Source organism: Shewanella sp. CG12_big_fil_rev_8_21_14_0_65_47_15 (assembly GCF_002783505.1).
Lineage (GTDB): Bacteria > Pseudomonadota > Gammaproteobacteria > Enterobacterales > Shewanellaceae > Shewanella.
Window position 1 is genome coordinate 15,289 of sequence record NZ_PFGL01000066.1, and the last position, 24,426, is coordinate 39,714.

At 49.6% G+C, this 24,426-nt stretch carries 12 protein-coding genes; 6 read left to right on the forward strand and 6 right to left on the reverse strand.

The window, feature by feature from the left end; translation table 11 throughout:
• The 4 genes from COW15_RS18795 to pfaD form a co-directional block, all read left to right on the forward strand.
• Positions 1-4,798, forward strand: a 4,798-nt coding sequence (locus COW15_RS18795) for a phosphopantetheine-binding protein (RefSeq protein ID WP_293634950.1), incomplete at its 5' end; no start/stop codon positions are given.
• Positions 4,795-7,065 carry a PfaB family protein gene (locus tag COW15_RS18800; RefSeq protein ID WP_293634952.1) on the forward strand — a complete coding sequence of 757 codons (2,271 nt, stop codon included), beginning with the start codon at positions 4,795-4,797 and terminating at the stop codon, positions 7,063-7,065. The genes COW15_RS18795 and COW15_RS18800, both read left to right, overlap by 4 nt.
• Positions 7,062-12,986, forward strand: coding sequence for a beta-ketoacyl synthase N-terminal-like domain-containing protein (locus COW15_RS18805; RefSeq protein WP_293634954.1), 5,925 nt, complete (start codon positions 7,062-7,064; stop codon positions 12,984-12,986). Before COW15_RS18800 ends, COW15_RS18805 begins: the two co-directional genes overlap by 4 nt.
• A 94-nt stretch (positions 12,987-13,080) precedes the next feature.
• Positions 13,081-14,727 (forward strand): eicosapentaenoate synthase subunit PfaD, encoded by a 1,647-nt coding sequence (pfaD, locus tag COW15_RS18810; protein ID WP_293634956.1) that lies wholly within the window; start codon positions 13,081-13,083, stop codon positions 14,725-14,727.
• A gap of 334 nt (positions 14,728-15,061) precedes the next feature.
• On the opposite strand, the gene COW15_RS18815 is transcribed toward pfaD, so the two are convergent.
• The 3 genes from COW15_RS18815 to COW15_RS18825 form a co-directional block, all read right to left on the reverse strand.
• Entirely contained in the window at positions 15,062-15,982 is a 921-nt protein-coding gene (locus COW15_RS18815; RefSeq protein ID WP_293634958.1) for a redoxin family protein, read from the reverse strand.
• Positions 15,983-16,059: 77 nt separating this feature from the next.
• Positions 16,060-16,539 (reverse strand): carboxymuconolactone decarboxylase family protein, encoded by a 480-nt coding sequence (locus tag COW15_RS18820; RefSeq protein WP_293634960.1) that lies wholly within the window; start codon positions 16,537-16,539, stop codon positions 16,060-16,062.
• 143 nt (positions 16,540-16,682) lie between these two features.
• The gene (locus COW15_RS18825) at positions 16,683-16,856 is read right to left on the reverse strand and encodes an NAD(P)H-dependent oxidoreductase (protein ID WP_293634962.1); all 174 of its coding nucleotides are present in this window, start codon (positions 16,854-16,856) and stop codon (positions 16,683-16,685) included.
• 101 nt (positions 16,857-16,957) lie between these two features.
• Here COW15_RS18825 and COW15_RS18830 point away from each other — a divergent pair, with 101 nt between their 5' ends.
• Positions 16,958-18,349 (forward strand): PLP-dependent aminotransferase family protein, encoded by a 1,392-nt coding sequence (locus COW15_RS18830; protein WP_293634964.1) that lies wholly within the window; start codon positions 16,958-16,960, stop codon positions 18,347-18,349.
• A gap of 362 nt (positions 18,350-18,711) precedes the next feature.
• Here the strand turns inward: COW15_RS18830 and COW15_RS18835 are convergent, their stop codons facing one another.
• The 3 genes from COW15_RS18835 to COW15_RS18845 all read right to left on the reverse strand — a co-directional run bounded on the left by COW15_RS18835 (position 18,712) and on the right by COW15_RS18845 (position 21,410).
• Positions 18,712-19,134 (reverse strand): DUF3224 domain-containing protein, encoded by a 423-nt coding sequence (locus COW15_RS18835; RefSeq protein ID WP_293634966.1) that lies wholly within the window; start codon positions 19,132-19,134, stop codon positions 18,712-18,714.
• A gap of 147 nt (positions 19,135-19,281) precedes the next feature.
• Positions 19,282-20,067: a hypothetical protein gene (locus COW15_RS18840; protein ID WP_293634968.1), complete on the reverse strand. Its 786-nt coding sequence runs from the start codon at positions 20,065-20,067 to the stop codon at positions 19,282-19,284.
• Positions 20,068-20,282: 215 nt separating this feature from the next.
• Positions 20,283-21,410, reverse strand: coding sequence for a polysaccharide deacetylase family protein (locus COW15_RS18845; protein WP_293634970.1), 1,128 nt, complete (start codon positions 21,408-21,410; stop codon positions 20,283-20,285).
• A gap of 343 nt (positions 21,411-21,753) precedes the next feature.
• On the opposite strand from COW15_RS18845, the gene COW15_RS18850 reads away from it, so the two are divergent.
• Entirely contained in the window at positions 21,754-24,390 is a 2,637-nt protein-coding gene (locus tag COW15_RS18850; protein ID WP_293634972.1) for a TonB-dependent receptor, read from the forward strand.
• Positions 24,391-24,426 lie beyond the last annotated feature (36 nt).

A 24,426-nucleotide genomic window follows, 5' to 3' on the forward strand; every position in this document is an offset into this window, starting at 1 on the left:
GACCCAAGCTAAGATGGCCAAATCCCTCGCCACAGGCAGCGTGACTAGCCAAGTGCAATATGTGGATCGCATCGTTGAAACGGTTGTCGAAAGAGAAGTCGAAAAAATTGTTGAGAAAGAAGTCATAGTCGAAAAAGTGGTTGAGAAAATAATAGAAGTGGAAGCGAATCAAGTGGCAGCTGTTGAAATGAAACAAAAACTCCTAAGCGTTACGCAAGGCTTAAGCAATCACCAGCAGCAAGCGACGGCGCAGTTAAACCCAAGCACAGCAAGCGTCAGCGGCGATGCGTTAACGGCATTTTTCAGCGCACAATCTCAAGCGGCGCAGTTACATCAACAGTTTTTAGCTATCCCGCAGCAATATGGCGATACCTTCACGACACTGATGACTGAACAAGCCAAGATGGCGAGCCTTGGCATTGCAATCCCAGAAAGCCTGCAACGCTCAATGGAGATGTTCCACCAGCATCAAGCGCAAACCCTGCAAAGCCACGCCGAATTTATGCAACTGCAAAGCAGTAGCAGCCAAGCGGCCTTGGCGATGTTAAACAATGCGCCGATTCACTTCATCCCTGCGGTTGCAAGTCAGCCACGAGCAACTGCGCCGGCTCCTGCACCTGTTGCTACATCGACAGTGGCACACAATGCCGCACCAGTAGCGGCTCAGGCTGTTGCGACGAGACCAGCCGTTAGCACACCCGTTGCACCTGTTATGCAAACGGCTCCCGTTGCTTATGCACCTGCTGCGACAGTACAAGTTGCGCCAGCAGCTCCTGCCGCACCCGCATTAGTCATGCCTGCTGTGGTGATGCCAGAAGTGACACCTGTGGCACCAACAATGAACGGTTTAAGTGCTGAAAAAGTACAGCAAACAATGATGGCTGTGGTGGCCGATAAAACAGGCTACCCCACTGAAATGCTGGAACTTGGCATGGATATGGAAGCCGATTTAGGTATCGACTCTATCAAGCGCGTTGAAATCTTAGGCACAGTGCAAGATGAACTGCCGGGCTTACCAGAGCTCAGCCCAGAAGATCTGGCCGAGTGTCGCACCTTGGGTGAAATCGTAAGCTATATGAATAGCAAATTACCAGCAGCGGGAGCTATTGCTTCGGCAGCTGCGCCAGTTGCTCAAACCATTGCGGCTACTGCATCTAACGCTTTAAGCGCTGCACTTGTTCAACAAACCATGATGGCTGTGGTCGCCGATAAGACAGGCTACCCCACTGAAATGCTGGAACTCAGCATGGATATGGAAGCCGATCTAGGTATCGATTCAATTAAGCGCGTTGAAATCTTAGGCACAGTGCAAGACGAACTGCCGAGTTTACCTGAACTCAGCCCAGAAGATCTGGCCGAATGTCGTACCTTAGGTGAAATCGTAAGCTATATGAATAGCAAATTACCAGCAGCGGGAGTTATTGCTTCGACAGCAGCGCCAGTTGCTCAAACCATTGCCGCTCCTGCCGCAAGCGGCTTAAGCGCTGCTCTTGTTCAACAAACCATGATGTCTGTGGTGGCCGACAAGACAGGCTACCCCACTGAAATGCTGGAGCTCAGCATGGATATGGAAGCCGATCTTGGTATCGATTCGATTAAGCGCGTTGAAATCCTAGGTACAGTACAAGACGAACTGCCGGGCTTACCTGAGCTAAATCCTGAAGATTTGGCCGAGTGCCGTACCTTAGGTGAAATCGTTGACTACATGAATAGCAAGCTGCCCGCTGCGGGATCTGTTATTGCTAAGCCGATTACAACAGCAAATGTAGTCACTCAAGTGGTAACAGCCGCGCCTGCCGCCAACGGTTTAAGCGCTGCATTAGTGCAACAAACTATGATGGCTGTGGTGGCTGACAAAACAGGCTACCCCACTGAAATGCTGGAACTCAGCATGGATATGGAAGCCGATCTCGGTATCGATTCCATCAAGCGCGTTGAAATCTTAGGCACAGTGCAAGACGAACTGCCGGGTTTACCTGAGCTGAATCCTGAAGATCTGGCCGAGTGTCGCACCTTAGGTGAAATCGTTAGCTATATGCAAGGTAAGTTAGGACAGAATACTGCGGCAAATGTGGTAAACGTCGCTGTCGCAGTTGAACCAGCTATAGATTTGCCACCACATGATTTACCCCCACACAGTGAGGTGGTGCTAAAAAAGTTGCCAGCGGCGGCTGAGCTAACGCAACTATCAGCGCAAGGTGAGTCGCAAAAGGCTCTAACACGCGTTTTTGCTAAAGATGCCTGCATTATCATCGCTGATGATGGTCACAATGCTGGCGTACTTGCCGAGAAATTGCATGCTCAAGGTCTAGTGGTTGCGGTTGTGCGCTCACCAGAAAGCCTTGTAACAGGTGCATCGCCCCTCGATAGCCACATTGCCAGCTTCACCTTGGCCGCGATTGACGATGCTAGCATTAGCGCAGTGATTAATGAGATCAAAAAGTTAGGTACGGTTGCAGGCTTTATTCATCTGCAACCACAACATAAAACCTCCGCCGATGCGAAAGGTTTAGTGTTGTCCAATGCCGCCAAAGCGTCGGTCGAGCAAGCCTTCTTGTTCGCTAAACACTTGCAACCTTTGTTGATTACGGGACAAAGCAGCTTTATCAGCGTCAGTCGTATCGACGGTGGATTTGGCTACCTCAACCACAACCAAATTGCCCGCAGCGAGTTAAACCAAGCGGCATTGGCAGGCCTAACGAAAACCTTGAGCCACGAGTGGCCAAGCGTGCATTGCCGCGCCTTAGATATCGCGCCCGCACTTGATGCCAAACAACTGGCCAATGCGGTGATCGCAGAGCTATTTGCAACCGATAAGCTATTGGAAGTCGGTGTTAGCCAAGGCGCTGCCCAAGCACTTGAGCGCGTGACCTTAGTGGCAGGCAAGGCCGATACCCGCCACGGCGCGGCGAACTTGACGAGTGCAGATAAAATACTGGTGACCGGCGGCGCAAAAGGCGTGACCTTTGAATGTGCGCTAAGTTTGGCCAAACGCAGCAAGGCGCACTTTATCCTTGCCGGCAGAAGCAGCCAACAAGCGATTCCCGCTTGGGCACAAGGTAAAAATAACAGCGAACTTAAAGCCGCTGCTATTGCTCATATTCAAAACTTAAATAAACAAGGAATTGGCGAGAAACCCACGCCAAAACAAGTGGATGCCTTAGTATGGCCAGTGCAAAGCAGCCTAGAAATTGCAGCAGCACTAGCAGCCTTTACCGCAGTAGGCGCGAGCGCTGAGTACTTAAGTCTCGATGTTAACAACCCTGATGCCATCGCCAGCACTATAGTGCCGATCACCGAGTTATCGCCTATTACTGGCATTATCCATGGTGCGGGCGTACTCGCCGATAAACACATCCAAGACAAAACCTTAGATGAGTTGGCACGGGTGTATGGCACTAAGGTCACAGGCATTAGCAATCTGCTAGCCGCACTGGATTTAGATAAGTTAAAACTGGTTGCTCTGTTCTCATCGGCGGCGGGTTTTTACGGCAATACCGGCCAAAGCGATTACGCTATGTCCAACGACATTCTCAACAAAGCCGCACTGCAACTGGCACAGCAACTGCCTAATGCCAAGGTGATGAGCTTCGATTGGGGTCCGTGGGACGGCGGCATGGTGAATCCTGCGCTGAAAAAGATGTTTATCGATCGCGGTGTGTATGTGATCCCGTTAAAGGCGGGTGCTGAGTTATTTGCTAGCCAATTGTTGAGCAACACAGGCGCACAATTGCTGGTCGGTACTGATATGCAAGGCACAGTTCCAAGTGACGAACCAGCAACTCAAGGTAGCAATCTAAAAAAGCCTGAAGCGGATCTGACCACTGACGCGTCGGATCCGCATGCTTTGGCATCAACACTTGCTGCTATCGCTTTCACGCAACCGCTAACACTGCAGCGCACACTGGACCCTAAGGCAATGATCTTTGTTGAAGATCACTGCATTAATGGTAATCCCGTATTACCAACTGTGTGCGCGATTCAGTGGATGCGTGAAGCCGCCTTTGATGTGCTTAAGCAGCCTGTCAAAGTGCAAAGCTACAAGCTGCTGAAGGGCATTATTTTCGACACTGCCGTGTTACAAAATGGAGTGTTAGAAAGTGCAGCCCCCATCATGCTGGAACTTGAGCTAACGCCCTTGGATAATGCACAAGCATTCAATGCCTTAATCAGCTTTGAAGGTCGTCCGCAATATCAAGCTATTTTAGTGGTTGATGACACGGCTAGCAGCTTGAACAAAGCAACTGCTTTTGACGCGCAAAGTTTAGCGGGACTTTCTGTCATCACAACCGCGGGCAGCCTTTACAGCGATGGCACGCTGTTCCACGGCCCAAGACTGCAAGGTATTGAGTCAGTGTTGAAGTTTGACGATGCGAGCTTAGTCGCCAAGGTGAACCTACCCCATGTTGCGTTAGCGGACTGCGGGAGTTTTGCACCCAATCTCACCCCTAAAGGCTCACAAGCTTTTGCGGAAGATTTGTTGCTGCAGGCGATGCTGGTATGGGCGAGACTCAAATATGGTGCGGCGAGTTTGCCATCAAGCATTGGTGAGTTTATCTCCCATGCGCCATTTGCCTTTGGCGATAAAGGTCATCTAGTGCTCGAGGTGGTAAAACACTCTGGCCGCACCCTTGAAGCCAATATCACGCTATATCATCAAGATGGCCGCTTAAGCTGCAAAATGAGCAACGCCAAAGTCACCATCAGCAAAAACCTTAACGGTGCGTTTTTAGCGAATAAAGTTGCCAATAAAATTGCTAATAAAAGCATTGAAAGCGTGGAGGCAAAAGTCGAGTGAACTTAGCCTCTCCTTTAGCGACGACAAATAACGCCAAGCCACTGCGTATTGCAGTATTGCTTGGCGATGCGCTCAACCTTGACTCTCACTCAGCCCAAATATTAGGGAGGTTTGCGGAACATGAAAGCGTTCAGATTTGCGCTTTAGATGCCGACCTCTCGCCAACACATGGACCAAAAGCACATGAACCAATAGTGCATGAGCAAAGGTCGCTTACTGCATTATTGAGCCAAGCTGTGGCGGCCATTGAGCAAGGCAAGCTGGTTGAACTTAAATTCAATGATGGCAATCAGCCGCAGCCTTTGACTCAGTCTTTATATTTGCTCGATGGTTTAACCGCCGCCAAACTGCGCCTGCACGCCCACGGGTTTATTGCGGGCTTTGCCGCAGGCAATGAGGCAACAAATGGCGTGAATGCGGCTGTTGCTAATACGGAAGCAGTTGCTAATGCGGCAGCTGTTGCTAATAAGGCATTAGCGGCGGCAAAGCGCAGCCCTGCACAAACCGTTCAGCATCAGCTTGTCGCCAACACACTCAACGAGGCATTTGTTGCGCTGCGCCAAGGCGTAACCGCCCTCGCTGCGCGAACACAAGCGCCGCTTCATGGTAAAAAAGGGGAAAATAAGCAAACGGGTTATTGGTTTAGCGACCAACATCAAGCGCGGGTGTTGTGCCTAAATCTTGTCGCAAAAACGTCAAGTCAAACGGATGAGCCTCGACATCTAAACCAAAGTATTGTGCTGACCCAAGGCACACAAGCTATCGCGCCCAAAGCTCTTGTTGATGAAAATCGGCTGTTTGTGCCGATAAGCGCTGACAATATTGATGCACTCATAGCGCAAGTATTGCAACTAGTTAACACTCAAGAAAATGGTGCGGGCACACTGGAAAATGGCGCCGGCTTGCACGCTGACTTTCGCGCTGAGCAACTCAAACCTTGGTTTGAACGCTACGATGCCAACGCACCTCTGGCATTGGTCTTGATGGCGGCATCGATTGATGACCTCAAACTGGAAGCCAAAGCTATGGTTTCGGCGCTTGAAAGTGATGCTGTTCGTCATCATGGTCAACACTTTAAAACGCCAGCGGGTAGCTGTTTCACCGCTAAGCCGCTAGGGGATGCAGGACTTACCTTTGTATACCCCGGCGTTGGCACTGTTTACGCCAATATGTTCAATAACTTGCATGAATATTTCCCCACGCTGTATCACCAGCTAGAACGTGAAGGCGATTTAAGCGCCATGCTGCAATCTCCGCTGATTTATGCCGCAGATGTTAAAGCTGCGGCCAACATGAGCCTAAGCCAGCAAGCGATTAGCGGCGTGGGTGCCAGTTATTTATTCACGAAACTGTTGACCCAAGTCTTTAATATTAAGCCAAAAATGGCGCTCGGTTACTCAATGGGCGAAGCCGCCATGTGGGCAAGCCTTAATGTGTGGCAAACGCCCCATGCTATGATCAACGCCACCGAAAATAGCGATATTTTCAACCATGCCATTTCTGGCGAGCTAACCGCAGTGCGCCGAGCATGGCAGCTTGCGGATGATGAAGCCATAGTGTGGAACAGCTTTGTGGTGCGTTCAGGTAGCCATGAAATCAAGGCATTATTGCCAGAGTTCCCTCGCGCCTACTTAGCCATCATTCAAGGTGATACTTGCGTCATTGCCGGCTGCGAAACAAGCTGTAAAGCCCTGCTTGCCAAGTTAGGTAAGCGAGGGATTGCTGCCAATCGCGTCACGGCAATGCATACCGCGCCTGCCATATTAGTCCATGGGCAAGTACAAGATTTCTATACTCAAGCACTAAAACCCGAGGCACTGAAACCTAAGGCGCTGAAAGCGGCGGCGCAAGATCTGCCTATTCGCTTTATCAGCGCAGCGCAAACTGCGCCAGTAATCGTGGATAGCCACAGCATTGGCCGCGCGATTGCTGATACCTTTTGTTCGCCACTCGACTTTAGTGCGCTCATTCAAAATGCCACTGAGCAAGGCGCAAGGCTATTTGTAGAAGTGGGCGCCGATAGGCAAACCAGCACACTCATAGATAAAATTAGCCACGCCCACGCAAGCCAAAACACTGCGAACGCGGCGACAGCCGCAATTGCTTGCAATGCCAAAGGTGCTGATGCGATTACCAGCTTACTCAAGTGTTTAGCTCAGCTAATAAGCCACAGAGTGCCGCTGTCGCTCGCGCCGATCATTCAGCCAATAAGTGCTAACGCAGCCCCTTTATCATCAGCAGTATTACCAGAAGGAGAACCCCAGTGAGTTCTCAGCATTCCCCTACGATTGATAAAATTACCGTGCCTACCATTGCGTCAAAAATTGCGATTGTCGGTCTCGCGACTCAATATCCTGACGCCGATAATCCCCAAACCTTTTGGCAAAATCTGCTGGATAAAAAAGACTCACGCACTCAAATCAGCCGCGAAAAACTCAATGCTAATCCCGCCGATTATCAAGGTGTGCAGGGTCAGTCTGACCGTTTTTACTGTGATAAAGGCGGCTACATCCAACACTTCCAGTTTGATGCCAAAGGTTATCAACTACCTGAATCCGCCTTTGACGGTTTAGATGAAAGCTTTTTATGGGCACTCGATTGCAGTCGTAAAGCCCTTCAAGACGCAGGGATTACCCCAAGCGATGCCGTACTGGCGCGCACAGGTGTCGTAATGGGAACCTTGTCGTTCCCCACCGCCCGCTCCAACGAACTGTTTTTGCCTCTGTATCATCAAACCGTTGAAAAGGCGCTGCAAAACAAACTTAACCAAAGCGCGTTTCAACTGGCTGATTTTGGCAACTCAGTTAACGACTTCAATGCCAATAGTCAAACCTTAAACATCGCCAATGGCGCGGTTGCCCACACTGCCTCAAAGCTGGTCAGCGATGCACTCGGTTTGGGTGGTACTCAGTTAAGTCTGGACGCCGCCTGCGCCAGCTCGGTTTATGCGCTCAAACTCGCCTGTGATTACCTAACCACAGGCAAGGCCGATATGATGCTAGCGGGCGCGGTATCGGGCGCCGATCCCTTTTTTATCAATATGGGATTCTCGATTTTCCACGCCTATCCAGACCACGGTATTTCGGCGCCCTTTGATAGTAACAGCAAGGGCTTATTCGCCGGAGAAGGCGCAGGGGTTTTAGTCTTAAAACGCTTAGAAGATGCCGAGCGCGATGGCGATAACATCTATGCCGTCGTCAGCGGCATTGGTTTGTCGAACGACGGTAAAGGCCAGTTTGTATTAAGCCCCAACAGCAAGGGCCAAGTGCAAGCTTTCGAGCGCGCCTATAGTGCGGCAAACACACTGCCCGCCAATATCGAAGTGATTGAATGCCACGCCACCGGCACGCCGCTTGGGGATAAGGTCGAACTCGCCTCGATGGAACGTTTCTTCGAGGACAAACTCGCGGGCTCTGCAGTGCCGCTGATCGGTTCGGCAAAATCCAACTTAGGCCATTTACTCACCGCCGCTGGCATGCCGGGGATCATGAAGATGATTTTTGCCATGCGCTCGGGCCGACTGCCGCCAAGTATTAATTTATCGGCGCCGATATCCTCACCTAAGGGTTTGTTTAGCGGTAAAAATCTACCGACAGAAATGCATGCTTGGCCCGATAAAGCCGGCAATGACCGCCGCCACGCGGGCGTTTCCGTGTTTGGTTTTGGCGGCTGTAACGCGCATTTGTTGCTGGAATCCTATGCTGCCAATACAAACAAAAAGAATGAACAAGCCGCTGCCGCTGTAAGTTACCAGCACACGCCATTAAATATCATTGGCTTAGCATCGCACTTCGGGCCTTTATCTTCGATTAATGCACTGGATAACGCGATTAGTTCTCAGCAAAACGCCTTCATTCCACTGCCTGAAAAACGCTGGAAAGGCTTAGATAAACATCCTGAGATCTTAGCTAACTTTGGCTTGCCTGCTGTACCGCAAGGCGCGTATATCGACCAGTTCGATTTTGACTTCCTGCGCTTTAAAGTGCCGCCCAATGAGGATGACCGCCTGATCTCCCAGCAACTGCTGCTGATCAAAGTGGCCGATGAAGCGATCCGTGATGCCAACTTAAAACCCGGCGGCAAGGTGGCCGTATTAGTGGCAATGGAAACCGAACTCGAATTACACCAGTTCCGTGGCCGCGTAAATCTGCACACTCAACTGGCAGACAGCCTTAAAAAACAAGGGATAACACTCACGCAAGCCGAGTATATCGCCCTTGAAAAAATCGCCATGGACAGTGTGCTCGATGCCGCCAAACTGAACCAATATACCAGTTTTATTGGCAACATTATGGCGTCACGCATCGCCTCCCTGTGGGACTTTAACGGCCCAGCCTTTACCATTTCGGCGGCCGAATTGTCAGTCGCCCGCTGTATCGATGTGGCCGAAAACCTCTTGTCCCAAGAATCCTTAGATGCCGTAGTGATCGCCGCCGTCGATTTAAGTGGCAGTCTAGAGCAAGTGGTGCTTAAAAACGCCGTATCGCCAGTGGCATTGAAGGCAACAGACACTGGCTGGAAAGTCGGTGAAGGTGCCGGCGCGCTGGTACTCACTGCTGAAAATTCAAATACTAATGTTCTACTTAATGATGCCAATAGCAGCAGTTATGGCAATTGTTATGGTCACATCAGCGGCCAAGTATTTGGTGCGATTTGTGACCCACAAGGCAACAGCAACACGGCGCGAATTTGCGATGACTTGTTAACTCAAGCCAAGGTGAGTAGCAGCCAGATTAGCTTGATTGAAACCAGTATTGCGGTTGAGCAACATGCCGATTCAGAGCAAGCACCCAATACCCTGCTGCCGAGTGTGAGTGAGCGCAGCCAAGCCGCAGATAGCCTAGGCCACAATTTTGCCGCGGCGGGAATGGCGAGTATTTTAAGCGCGCTGCTTCAGCTTAAAAATCATGGGCAACTTAACAAGCATTCTTCTCAAGCTCAGCAGCACGCGCTCGTTGCCACCTTTAGCCAAGGTAAATGCGCGCAGTTACTGCTCAGTCAAAGTGCCACGCAAGCGCACAACTTGCAGCAAAGACTCGCGCAAGACTTAACGCTTTCTGAGCAAAAACACTTAATAAAACAAGTAACGCTCGGTGGCCGCGATATCTATCAGCATATCCTGGATACGCCGCTCGCAGGCCTTGATGCTATACAACAAAAAGCCCGAGCCATGACGGCATTGCCAGCGCGCAGCCAGCGCAAACATTTGGCCCAAATAGCGAGCAAAGACACGAATAGCTTTGCAACAAGCAGCCCAACCACGGCTCAACAAAAAGAGACATTAAGCAGCATGCCAATTAATGCCCTAAGCACCAATAAAAACGCCACTCAAGCAGAGCTAAAAGACGCGGCATTTTTAAGCAATCAGCAACTCGCCCGTGAAGCCCATTTAGCCTTTTTACAAAGCCGTGCTGAAGGACTGAAACTGGCCGATGCCTTGATGAAAGCCCAGCTTGCCAGCGAGTTAGCCGTCAATGGCCAAGCTGCACCAGTACAACAGCAAGCCATTGTTCAGGCATCTGCGACAGCGGTTCTTCCACATCCTGTGCTTTATCCCAATCATGCAAAAGTGCCTGAGTACACGCCGCCAACACCGATAAGCAAGCCTTGCATTTGGGATTATGCGGATTTAGTCGAGTACGCCGAAGGGGATATCGCTAAAGTATTTGGCCCAGATTATGCCATTATCGACAGCTATTCGCGCCGTGTACGCCTGCCAACCACAGACTATTTACTGGTATCTCGGGTAACGAAATTAAACGCCCAGATGAACCAATATCAGCCTTGCACTATGACCACAGAATACGATATTCCTGTGGACGCGCCGTATTTGGTCGATGGCCAAATCCCTTGGGCCGTGGCGGTCGAATCGGGTCAATGCGACTTGATGCTGATCAGTTACTTAGGTATCGACTTTGAAAACAAGGGCGAGCGCGTTTATCGCCTGCTCGATTGCACCCTGACCTTCCTTGGCGACTTACCACGCGGTGGCGACACCCTGCGCTACGACATTTCCATCAACAACTTTGCCCGCAATGGCGATACCTTGTTGTTCTTCTTCTCCTACGAATGTTTTGTGGGCGATAAGCTGATCCTGAAAATGGATGGCGGCTGCGCCGGCTTCTTCACCGACAAGGAACTCGCCGACGGCAAAGGCGTTATTCGCACCGAAGCTGAAATCAAAACTCGCAACCTTGCGCTCAATAATCCCAATAAGCCGCGCTTTACTCCGTTGCTTAACTGCGCACAAAACCAATTTGATTACAGTCAAATCCATAAACTGCTCAGCGCCGATATCGGTGGCTGTTTTGGCGGTGCCCATGCGGCGCATCAAGCCCAATATGGGTTGCAGCCCTCTTTATGTTTTGCCTCCGAAAAATTCCTGATGATTGAACAAGTCAGCCATCTTGAGGTGCATGGCGGCGCGTGGGGCTTAGGCTCAGTGCAAGGCCATAAGCAGCTCGAAGCCGACCATTGGTATTTCCCGTGTCATTTCAAGGGCGACCAAGTGATGGCGGGATCGTTAATGGCCGAAGGCTGTGGTCAATTACTGCAATTCTTTATGCTGCATATTGGTATGCATGCCAGTACAGAAGAAGGTGGCGTCAAAAATGGTCGTTTCCAACCACTCGAAAATGCGTCACAAAAAGTGCGCTGTCGCGGCCAAGTCTTGCCGCAATCTGGCCTGCTCACCTACCGCATGGAAATCACCGAAATAGGCATGAGCCCGCGCCCGTATGCTAAGGCAAATATCGATATTCTGCTCAATGGCAAAGTGGTGGTGGATTTCCAAAACCTTGGGGTGATGATCAAAGAAGAAGCCGAATGCACTCGCTATATTGCGGATAGCGATACCAGCACAACTAGCAATGCGGCTAGAAATGCTGCTTCGGCTGCGACGCTGGTTTCGACAACAGCCGCATCATTAGCCGCGCCGCTGATGGCGCAGCTGCCCGATTTAACCGCGCCAACCAACAAAGGCGTAGTGCCGCTTAAGCATGTAGCTGCTCCAGTCGCGCCTGCGGATTCAAAGTACGCCAACCGCGTGCCAGACACCCTGCCGTTCACGCCATACCACATGTTCGAATTTGCCACTGGCGATATCGAAAACTGCTTCGGCCCCGATTTCAGCATCTATCGCGGCCTTATTCCACCGCGCACGCCCTGCGGTGACTTGCAGCTCACGACTCGCGTCATTGCGATTGACGGCAAACGCGGTGAGCTGAAAAAGCCCTCTTCGTGTATCGCCGAATATGAAGTGCCTGCAAATGCTTGGTATTACGATAAAAACAGCCATCACGCCGTGATGCCCTATTCTGTGCTGATGGAGATATCACTGCAGCCAAACGGCTTTATCTCAGGCTATATGGGCACGACCTTGGGCTTTCCCGGCCAAGAGCTGTTTTTCCGTAACTTAGACGGTAGCGGTAAGCTGCTGCGCCACGTGGATTTACGCGGCAAGACAATCGTAAACGACTCACGTTTGTTATCGACTGTGATTGCAGGCAGCAACATTATCCAGAATTTCAGCTTCGAATTAAGCTGCGATGGCGAGCCTTTCTACCAAGGTAAAGCGGTATTTGGTTACTTCAAGGGCGATGCGCTGAAAAACCAACTTGGCATAGACAACGGCAAGATCACACAGCCTTGGCATGTGCAAAATGGTATAGCCGCCGATAGTCAAATCAATCTGTTAGATAAACAGCATCGCAGCTTTAACGCCCCACAAGGCCAGCCGCACTACCGTTTAGCGGGTGGTCAGCTTAACTTTATCGACAAGGCCGACATAGTGAAAGCCGGCGGTAAAGCAGGCCTTGGCTATTTATACGCCGAACGCACCATTGACCCGAGTGATTGGTTTTTCCAATTCCATTTCCATCAAGATCCGGTAATGCCAGGCTCATTAGGGGTTGAAGCCATTATCGAGCTGATGCAAACCTACGCGATTGACCAAGACCTTGGCGCGGGCTTTAAAAATCCAAAATTTGGGCAGATATTATCGGATATCAAATGGAAGTATCGCGGCCAAATTAACCCATTAAACAAGCAGATGTCGCTGGATGTTCACATTACCAGCGTGACAGACGACAATGGCAAACGCATCATCATGGGCGATGCCAACTTGAGTAAAGACGGCCTGCGAATTTATGAAGTCAAAGATATCGCCATCTGTATTGAAGAAGCCTAATGAGTTTACGCTGTTAGAAAAATACGAATAACGAATAGTTGCACCGCCTTGGCTATCCACATCACCAAGACGGCACAAAAAAATGGGAACACCTATGACTAGCCATACTCTCGATCAATTTAATAGCAATAACGAAAAACTCAGCCCTTGGCCATGGCAAGTGAGTGATGTGCAGTTGAGCTTTGATATCGACGCATTAGGCAAAAAACTCAAAGACTTAAGCCAAGCCTGTTACTTAGTCAATCACAGTGAAAAAGGCTTAGGCATAGCGCAAACCGCCGAAGTGACCACCAGTGACAGCCAAGCGCCATTGGGCTCACACCCAGTCAGCGCCTTTGCGCCTGCCCTTGGCACCCAAAGTTTAGGCGACAGTAATTTTCGCCGCGTACACGGCGTCAAATACGCTTACTACGCCGGCGCTATGGCAAACGGTATTGCCTCGGAAGAACTGGTTATCGCCCTTGGCCAAGCGGGCATTTTGTGCTCATTTGGCGCGGCGGGGTTAATTCCATCCCGCGTTGAAGCGGCCATTACCCGCATTCAAGCGGCGCTGCCCAATGGTCCCTACGCCTTTAACTTAATTCACAGCCCGAGCGAGCCCGCATTAGAGCGCGGCAGCGTTGAGCTGTTCTTAAAACACAAAGTGCGTACGGTCGAAGCCTCGGCATTTTTAGGTTTAACACCGCAAATCGTCTATTACCGCGCGGCAGGTTTGAGCCGCGACGAACATGGCGAAATCGTCATTGGCAACAAAGTGATTGCTAAAATCAGCCGCACCGAAGTCGCGACTAAATTTATGGAGCCGGCGCCGGCCAAAATCCTCCAGCAATTAGTGAGTGACGGTCTTATCAGCCAAGACCAAATGACGATGGCATTACTGGTGCCCATGGCGGACGACATTACCGCCGAAGCCGACTCAGGCGGCCATACCGACAATCGCCCACTCGTGACGCTATTGCCGACGATTTTGGCGCTTAAAGATGAAATCCAAGCTAAGTATCAATATAAAACGCCCATCCGCGTGGGTGCTGGCGGCGGCGTCGGCACACCCGATGCAGCACTAGCCACCTTCAACATGGGCGCGGCCTTTATCGTCACAGGTTCAATCAACCAAGCGTGTGTCGAAGCGGGCGCGAGTGAACACACACGTAAGTTACTCGCCACCACAGAAATGGCCGATGTGACTATGGCGCCTGCCGCCGATATGTTCGAAATGGGCGTGAAATTACAAGTGGTTAAGCGCGGTACTCTATTCCCGATGCGCGCCAATAAGCTGTATGAAATCTATACCCGTTACGATTCGATTGATGCAATCCCCGCGGACGAGCGTAAAAAACTCGAAGAGCAAGTGTTTCGCTCATCACTCGATGACATTTGGGCGGGCACTGTCGCCCACTTTAACGAGCGCGATCCTAAGCAAATCGAGCGCGCACTGGATAACCCCAAACGTAAGATGGCGCTGATTTTCCGCTGGTATTTGGGTCTGTCGAGCCGCTGGTCGAACACAGGTGAAGTCGGCCGCGAAATGGATTACCAAATCTGGGCAGGCCCAGCGCTCGGCGCATTTAACGCTTGGGCAAAGGGCAGTTATTTAGATGATTACCGCGAGCGCAATGCGGTGGATTTAGCCAAACATTTGATGCAAGGTGCGGCCTATCAAGCACGCATTAACTTGTTGTTATCCCAAGGGGTAAGCATTCCAGTAAGCCTGCAACGCTGGAAGCCATTGCAACGCTGCTAGTCCTATTTGATAAGCGCCTATCGAGCGGGTTGAGAAAAACTTAACCTGCTCTTTTTGGGGTTCAATTTTTAGTTCAGTTTTTGCTCGACACTGTCGCTTCAGTGGCACGCCGTAAACCCATCCTTGGGGGCTCAACGGAAAAATCCCTTTTCCCAATGGCTTACTAATGGGTGACATACTTGCGGGGAGTGACCTAGTTTCCAGTCATGCCCGCGAGTCGATTTAGTCACAGGTGAGGCAATCCCAGAAAGGCCTCTATTGCCTGGCAGTACCCATAGCTAATCGCTGCTACATGCTTTCAGCCGTGAACATTTCTTAATCTGTGGGTCGTTGTTTAATCTGTAGATAGCTGCTTAATCACGACATCCTGATTGCTAAAATCACTAATACGAGCCGTGACCTTGCCGTCTTTGACTCTGATCAACATAGGAATGCTCCTGATATTAAACTCAGTAAACAGAGTACCGGCGGTATCTATGCTAAATGGCACTTGCATGTGATAAAGCTGGTTGAACTCTGTCAGCGCCTGCTCGTCAGTCCATAGATGATTAACAAACCCATGCCAAGGCTTGTTTGGCAACCGCTGCTGCAAACCATTTAAACCGTTCTGCACTTGCTTACATTGCTGCGCCATCCCAGGCCTAGAGTCGAGTAGATACCAGTCGCACCACGTCGCGGTGAAAAACAGCAAATGTTCACCCTTCTGCCAAGGCGCCAGTAGCGCCTGTTTCTCTTCGTCGCCAATGGCATTTGTGGTTGCAGAGCTCAGCTTATGACCTTTTGCTAGCATGCTCAGAAAACGGTCAAGATTAGCGTCAGACTCGTGGGTAGTGTACACCACCTCACCTTCGCTATTTAGCAACACGCTATAGGGCGTGCCAACGAGCCCGAGTTCAAGCCCCAGTTGGCCTTCGTTGTCGAGCAACACTGGCATGCTCAGGCCAAAGCGGGCGATAACCTCATCGATTTTTGCGCGTTCTTCATTGATGTTGATGTTGACCGCAACAAAATCCACCTTGTTTTTAAATTTCTGTTGTAACGCCTCAAAATGAGGCATCTGTTGCATACAGGGTTGACACCATGTCGCCCAGAACTTGATATAAGTCGGTTTACCTGAATCTAAGCTGCTAAGGGTGACAATCTGCGCACTGTCTAGCTGCCCCAGTTGAACCTCGCGGTAATCCAGCTGCTGCGCCTGTACTGACCAACAGAGTAATAGCACAATCAATGCACCTAAGCGTTTAAAAATATTCATGTTATCTCCATTAAAAAATGGCCTTTCAGCAGCAAAAAAACGATCTTGGGTCCTCTTTTTGCCACTGCGACTTTAGCCTAGTTCAAACCAGCCTTATTCAGGCCAAAGGCGGTATCCGCTGAGCCCGGCTCCGCCAACGACAGAATCTGCAACCGATTCCACACATTAATTATGCCTATCAGATAACACAGCTCTGATATCTCTACCTCACTGAAATGCTCTCGGGTCGAACGGTAAAGCTCATCACTCACCCCTAAATCGGAGAGTTTCGTCAGCGCTTCGGTCAGTGCCAATGCCGCTTTTTCTTTGGCGGTAAACAGCGGAGACTCGCGCCAAATAGCCACATGGTACAAACGTAGTTCACGTTCGCCTTTTATTTTTGCCTGTTTTACATGCATGTCTAAACAGAAAGCACACGCGTTTAGTTGCGAGGCGCGGATATCGATCAGGCTCTTAATCAAGGGATCGATTGATGTCTTATAACCGGCCATAGAGGCCTCACTCAATGCTTGAGTTAGCTTAGGGGCGGTCACGAAATGGTTCACTCGGTTGCTCATGCTCTTGTCCTCTGATACTAAATATAGGTAAAACTGGGGTCATAAAAAACGTTACAGTTCGAGTAGCTCGACGGCCTGCAGTGCATCGGGCAAAGCGGTTTCACGACTCAGTAAATCGTGAGTGCCATCGACTCGGATTACGGTCAAATCGGTAATGCCGATATAGGCCAATGCGGTAATGGCAGCTTCGATAAGTCGAGAGGATTTTCCTGAAGCTGCGGATAACGGCTTTTAAGCTGAGCCAACAGACGAGCTGAGACCCTTCTCGATGATGAACCTTCAATATTGGGGCTGACGGTAAGATGCAACAGTTTCATATATCGCTCCAATGCGAAGGCTGATGTTCATGTGGCTCAGTCTAGCCTTATATGCCATATTAAAAAGGTACAAAAACCATGAAAATGAGTAGGACATCTGAATGGGCTATAAAGACATATACCAGCGCTATACCCAAAGTATTCTGTCGGGAAGCCTAAAGCCTGGGGAGAAAGTCCCTTCTATCCGGGTGCTGGCACAGGACTTGGGGGTCGCAAAGAAAACCGTAGAGACGGCTTATGACATTCTGATTGGCGAAGGTTATCTTGTGAGCCAAGGCGCCAAGGGCACCATAGTTAATCCTGATCTAGACATACAGAAAACGCCGACAGCGGCGACCCCGCCACTTGAAGATGCAAAGCTGCAAGAGCTACTCGACCTGAGGGACACCCCAGGTTTTCTGCGTCTGGGCATTCCGGCGCTGGATGTTTTTCCGCACAAAAAATGGCTACTGTTATCAGGCAAGGCAATACGTACTATGCGTCCTGAAGATATGATCATTCCTTCAGCCATGGGATATGAACCGCTGCGTCACGCTATTGCCAATTACGTTAATATCTCGCGCGGGCTTAATTGCGCTGCCGAGCAGGTCTTTATCACCAGCGGTTACAAACACAGCCTTGCACTTATCCTGCAGGCGATGACCAGCCCCAAAGACAAAGTGCTGTTCGAAGACCCCGGCTATTTATTTGGGCAAAAACTGCTCAAGCGCATGGTGCTTAACCTGCATTATGTGCCAGTGGATAGCGAGGGACTGGATGTCGATTACCTTATTCGTAATCACGCCGATGCCCGTTTTGTTATTACCACCCCATCCCATCACAGCCCGCTGGCTGTCACTCTGTCACTGCCGCGACGTAACCGCTTGTTACAGTGGGCACAAGATACAGATGCTTGGATAATTGAGGATGACTATGATGGCGAGTTTCACTACACCCGCAAGGTGATGCCAGCGCTAAAAAGTCTCGATACCCAAGAGCGGGTCATCTATGTCGGTACTTTCAGTAAAACCATCATGCCATCGATGCGGGTCAGCTATCTAGTGATCCCCAAAGCCCTTATCGGCAAATTTGTGGAAACAGGCGAAATTGTCGAAACTGGCCAGCCACTGTTGCCACAGAAGATCCTGACCGCTTTTCTAGCTGAAGGGCATTTCTTCAAACACCTGAAAGCCATGCGCCCCCTTTACCAGCAAAGACGAATGATGCTGTATAACGCGCTGCAGCAAATCTACCCAGGGATATTTGAATTTGAGCAAACGGACGGTGGCATGCACATTGTCGCCTTACTTAAAAAGGGCACCCTAGATAGCAAGCTCGCCAACATTTGGCAAGAACATAAGCTGATGGTGTTTCCCTTATCCGCTTGGTATGCCGGTACCAGCCGCCGCTATGGCTTAATCATGGGTTATACCAATGTGCCTTCAGAGCAAGAAGCACTACGACTTGTCTCCCTGCCCTACAAGGAGACAATGATACTGCTGGCAACAAGCTGACAGCCGATTTAGCGTGATGCAAATGCAACAGACCTTGATACTAAACAACCCAAACTCGCTGATAGGTGTTTGCCTATAGAAATTGATGAAAGATTTATATACACGTATTGCAAGGATTTTTAGCGAAAAATGACTAATCCCCTCTTACAGTCTCTCCAATTCAGGTAAGACAAATGCGGCTACCCAAGTTAAAACAATAACACACTGTCCTTTCGGCTATCCTTCGAGCAGGGATATTAACATTGAAATCCAGCCTGCATCCCTGAGGCTGTTTATGCTCTATCAAGCCCATCCAAAATAGCGTCGAGCTAAAATTCCATCAATGACAAAAAAACGATATGAAAGCTAATGCCAGATACAAGCTAAAATTCGGGCTCAGCGCGGGTTTCAAAACCAAACTGGAATTCATAAAAATGCTGACCATTTTCGATATTAATGGCCATAGTGCCAGTTAACCCCTGCAGCTCACCCGCGCCAGAATGGGGAACCACTTCTAAGATCAGGCGATTTTGTCCATCGGTCATAATACCAAAATGCTGCAGTACAAAACTGCCCTGCTTACCGCACAAGCTACCCACCACTTGTTCAATCGCCACATAACCCGCCGAGCCTTTTACAGCGGTCATCGCACTGAGCATTTCCCCTTGACTACGAGCCTCAAGTTCACCGTAAAAGGTTTTATCTAACATCATTCTGCCAAGAGCAATACCATTAACGCCAGTTGCATAGGTATTACTGGGGGTGAGTTTCACATCGAATTTTCCGGTGATTTGTTTTGCGTCCATCGCACTCTCCTTGTTTTGATCTTGAACTGTGTATTCCCAAGTTTGGGTTCTCAAAAAGCAATAAACGCAAAATCACATCTAGGACCTAAGCGAGTTTATCGAGCGAAAAATAACTTAACATAGGATCCTGTATAACCCAAGTTTCCACTAGTTGATCTCGGATTCACTCACTGTCATCTCAACCGTCTTAACGACTTTAGGCTCCTCAGACATAGCTTGGCTCGGCGCCCTATCTCGATAAGTCACTGTCACTTTGTATGGTGATTCAAAGGGATATACAGGTTCAATACTATCGACTTCAATTCGATCTCCTAACATGACGCTGCCCAAATGATTCAGAGTATTATGGTCATAATCGAGGCTAAACAAGCCAAGATACCAAAATACCCCAGAACCTTGAGTCGTCACAATAAAGGGCGCGACAAAGGGCATGGCCTGCATTTTAGGATCATCCTGAACGGGTGCTTGATTTTCAGTATCGGGATTGAGTGCGGGATCGAAGTTGAGTGGCGTAATACGCATATAATCGAGCAAGACCCGGCCCTTCACTTCATCATCCTGATAATCACCCATGGCAAATTCCGTTTGTTTAATCTTGATAAAATGGGTTAACACCACAGACTTATTCCCCTCTGGTAATTTGACTTCGAAGGGGTTCGCGGTATTTAAACTAAAGAGTTTACCCATAACCTCCGAGGCATTTGCCACAGGTTTTATCTCACTGGGTACGGCAAACTCGGGAGTATTTAGCGTCTCATTCTCCACCGCATCGGCGTGTTTCTTCGCCATAGCCTCATCGTATTGCATCACCCCACCGTCTTCCATCACCATAAAAATATCATCATTGGTCATGTTGAAACGGTAAATGCCAGCGGCAAGTATGGCTAATACCACTAAGGTGCCCGCTAGGGTCAACTTTACAAATGTACTCATCTTTTCTCCCCCAATCACGCGCTTTATGCGCTGCTTTTCTAACACAGATCAACTTCAAATCAATGTCGGAGCAGTATTACAGATACCGAGTTAAAGCGGAGTGGGGAAAGTGTAAAAAAATGACGCTATTTTGAGTTTTGTCAGGCTGAGTTCAGCAACATGCCCTTTACTCGGCGAATATGATGGGCCGAGTAAATACTCAGCCCAACACTTAGCTATTTCTCGTTTTTCCACAAGGCTGGGGTTTGGCTCGGTTGCCAATTACTTTGGGAAAAATGCGCTTGCACTAAGGAATAAATTTTATCTTGATAGGAGACAAAATCAGGCTGCTGATAATCATGCTGATCCTGCCAAGCGGGGGCATAGTTATCTAGCGTGTCGAAACGGTATCCTTGGCGCTGCGCCTCTTCCACAAAGCGTTTAATTTTAGGCAAGTTGATGGTCGCACCTTGACCACGATGGGCATTCTCAAATAAGAAGTCATGGGTCAAGATCACCACTTTACCGTCGTGTAAACCATCGCTGCAGTCTAAGTTCGGTGTGCGACTGTTCAGAGGGTTCATCGTCGTTGGGGCACAAGTGTTGATCACTTGATTGATTTTATTCACCAACTCAACCCCATCGGCCATGGTTTCAGCAGGAAATGCGACGCCCCAATTTTCGGGGCCCCAATCAAAGTCCCAACCAAATATCTTATAGTCACTCTCGGCGAGCATATTTTGAATTTGCACCGCAACTTGCGAACTGTTGGTAGAGGTTTCGGCGGTACAAGCAAAAGCTGGGTCCCAAGGCGGCACAGTATCTGAGGTTGCACACAAGCCGTCGCCTTTGAGTTTACTGGTCACTCGCCAGCCATTGGTGTAGGGTAAACGCGCCAATTTAGTCATCTTGTTATTGGGATAACTGGCAGCATTAGGAATAAGTTCGGCCACTTTGGCGGTGTTCGTCACGAAGTAGGTAAAGTCGGTGGCCGCATCTTGATAGGATTTAACCGGCCAGAGGCCAACTTGATTACAATATGCCGCCCCCGATTGCACGCCATCGGTGCAGTTATGCAGCATATGATCGTAGCTGTGGTTTGCCAGAATATGACCATCGTCTAGCAAACGTTGCAGGGCAACGGTCGCTAACACCTCGTTTTCATCCCCTTCGCCATACATATGGAACGCATTGATAAAGAACGTCGCCTTGATATTGGCGTCCTTTAACGCGTCTAACAGCCCTAAGGTTGCATCAATTGGACCATCATCAAAGGTGAGGTAAATGGTTTTATCGCTGGCGTGGGCAAGACTTACGCTCGCTAAACAGAGTCCAACTGCGGCGACTATCGATTTCAGTTTCATGAATTCATCCTGTAGATAATGCTTGAAGCTAATGTTTTAAAATAAATGAGTTAACGCCCACTATGTCCAAACTCGCACGCAGTGGCGGCACTCATTCGCTCGGCATATCTATAGTGAGTAATCCAGATGGCGTTAGTTATACCATCCTAGCAACAAGCCATACTTTTCTACGCTAAGTCGATAAATCTCCATCGCCACTCAAGTTGAAATCATCTTTTCCCCCGCGTTAAACACAATAGAAAAATACCAATCCTAGTGTGAAAAGTACCGCATCAACAATTCGATAACAGGTAAGTTAACTGCAGAAAAAAACAACACTAAAGCACTACAGGGACGCTATAACATGTCAGAAGGTCAATTATTTAAGAGCTCTTTGCTCGCACTTTGTATCGCTAACGCCTTATTCGGGATGAGTTCAACCGCAGTCGCGGCGGAGCAACAAGAGGCAACGGCAGAAAATATGGAGGTGATCCAAGTACGCGGCATACGTCGCTCGATTGAAGCCTCATTGAATACCAAACGCTTCGCCGACTCCACGGTCGATGCCATCACCTCGGAGGACATAGGTAAGTTTCCCGATAAAAACATCGGTGATGCGCTGCAGCGAATTTCAGGAGTCACAGTCGATAGGCAATACGGCGAAGTAAGCGGCGTTACCATTCGCGGTACTGCGCCAGAGCAGAGCCGTATTTTGCTGAACGGTCAAACCGTTGCTAGCACCTCTTGGTATGACCTTGGTCCCGCCACTCGGACCTTCAACATGGAATTATTGTCAGCCGAGCAAGCGAGTGCGGTTGAAGTGCACAAGACGCCAACCGCGAGCCTTGAAGAAGGTGCGCTGGGCGGCACAGTCGATCTCAAAACCCGCAAGCCCTTAGATCTCGATGCCCACACCTATCAAGTGGCTGGCGAGCTGAGCCAAAGCAGCCTGTACGATGAAACAGACCCGAGCGGCTCTTTCCTCGGGAGCTGGAAAAATGACGACGAAAAGTTCGGCATTTTAGGTGCCTATTCAGTGGAGAAAATTACCAGCGGCCGCCAAGTGCTGGAATCTCTCAGTGGTTATTATGAATACTTCGCCGCCGATCCCGCGCAAAATCAAGAATCTACCGTTGGCGCTTGGGGCATAGGCTCGCAGGCATTTAGGGCAGAACGTGAACGGACCAGCGCCCAAGTCACACTGCAATTTGCACCAACTGACAATACCGAGTTCACCTTAGATTACTTTAATTTTGAACTCGATATCCCCCACGTAAACCATAACTTCTTAACCGTTGGCGCCCGCGGTTCAGGCTCCACCAACGTAGTGAACAACGCCCAAGGCGGCACAGCATCGGCAACGATTCTGCCGGCGTATGCGTCGATTATTTATAACCCTGTGGTGCGCCACGCGGTCAATATGAAATCTGACGTACTCAACTTGACCGGAAAATACGTCGGAGACAGTTTTACGGTGAGCGGCGTCATTGGCCAATCGACCTCGGATGGCGGCACCCAAGGTGGTTCATCTTCTTGGTGGATCCCAGCGACGGATCAAGGCGGCAAAATTGGCGACCCCGCCTTCCCTAACGGACAAGGCAGTGTCGATGGCGGCTTTAGTTACGATGCCACGGGTCCCTATCAAGTGGTGCTGACCAGTTTAGATGCCAACGATGCCAGTCAATTTAAGCACGCCCAAGAAGCGAACTACGAAACCACAGTGCAAGATCATAAAGTGACCTATGCACAGTCCGATTTCGAATACCAACTCGACCATGATTTTATTAATAAAATTGCGGTCGGGATTAAGTACAACACCAGTGATTTCGAGCGTAATGCCTTTAACCGTAACCCCGCAGAAATTCTAGGTTTCGTGCCCAATGGCAACCTCGCTAACTGGAGCGATGGCGTACTGTCTGGGCTACATTCCCAGAGCGGTGGCAATGTACTCGACTCCTATGCCAAGTTAGATGAAGACAAATGGTGGGCCTTTATCAGCGAGAAATACGCCAATGGCGAGTTAGTGGAAGTCGCCGATCTCGGTAACACCTTCACTGTCGAAGAGGATATGTTGGCCCTGTACGCTCAAGCGGATTTCAGCGGCGAATTCTACCGCGGTAACTTTGGCGTGCGTTACGTTAACACGGACCAAACCTCAACCGGTTTTGCCGATGGCAAGCCCTACAATGAATCCGTCAATTACGATAATTGGCTACCGAGTATCAACGTCGCCTTCGATCTGCAGGAAGATTTAATCCTACGAGCCTCGGCCTCTTCCGTGATGGCGCGTAACAACTACAGCGATCTTAAACCAGGCTTAGCCATAGCAAAAAACTTTGGTACTGCGACCGGCGGTAATCCCAATTTAAAACCCTATAAGGCGAATCAAGCCGACCTTGGCATCGAATGGTACTTCACTGAATCTTCTATGCTGTCGGCGGCCTTGTTCTACAAAGATATTGATAACGTAGTGTTTGTCACCGAGTCGGTTAAATATGTCGAAGGCTGCGGTGCCTCAGAATCCGAGTGGGATAAATGCCGGGTTACCGCTCCAGAGAATGGCGGTAACGGCTCTGTGACTGGGCTTGAAATCCAGCTGCAACATAACTTTGAAAGCGGTTTTGGCTTCTTGACCAACTACACCTATGTTGACAGTAAGAGCACTCGCCCCGATGGCACAGAACAGATGATTGAAGGTGTGTCAGAAAACGCCTTCAACGGCTCACTCTTCTACGAAGATGATCTGTTCAGCGCCCGTATCGCCTATAACTGGCGTTCAGAATACTTAGGCGTGGGTAACATTCAAAACGTGTTAAACGACAGCTACCAACAAGTGGATGCCTCGATTATTTGGCATGCGATGGAGAACTTAGATGTTTCACTCGAAGGGGTAAACTTAACCAATGAAGTGGTGCAATCCTATGATGTTAAATACGGATTAACCCAAAACACCATCGAATTTGGTTCACGCTATTTCGTCGGTGCCAGTTACAAATTTTAAACTTGAGTCACAGCATAGCCGACCTTAGGGTCGGCT